Source organism: Oleiphilus sp. HI0061 (assembly GCF_001635675.1).
The window spans coordinates 1-414 of record NZ_LWFE01000920.1; the positions used below are offsets into that span (position 1 = coordinate 1).

At 43.7% G+C, this 414-nt stretch carries 1 protein-coding gene; it reads right to left on the reverse strand.

Features of this window, described 5'->3' with window-relative positions; all coding sequences use genetic code 11:
* A partial coding sequence (locus A3735_RS10830; RefSeq protein ID WP_231882536.1) for an ATP-binding protein occupies nt 1-388 on the reverse strand: 388 nt, incomplete at its 3' end.
* Nucleotides 389-414 lie beyond the last annotated feature (26 nt).

The window sequence follows — 414 nt, forward strand, 5'->3', positions numbered from 1 at the left end:
CCCAATCTTCCTCTGGAATACCAGGGCCATCGTCTTCAACATCTACACGACATGTCTCTGCATCAAAAGAGCAAACAACTTTTACCCTTCCTTGAGCATAGCGTGTCGCATTACCAACAAGGTTTTGAATCGAACGATGTATATAACGTGTTTCAACCTCTGACATTTTCCATACATCAGAGCCCTCTTTAAACTCAGAGAAAATACTCATATCTGGCTTAACAAGGCCTTGCTCGGAAACAACTTGATCAACAATTGCGCTAATATCAGCTTCCTGAAATGCCAAGATTGGCCCGCCCTGCTCAAGTCGAGCATAGGTCAATATCTCATCAATTAATTCGTCAAGCTCCTGAATATCGCCATCGATCCCCTTTACTTGCTTTTGCAATGCTTCCTCGGAGGGACAGTCTTCAA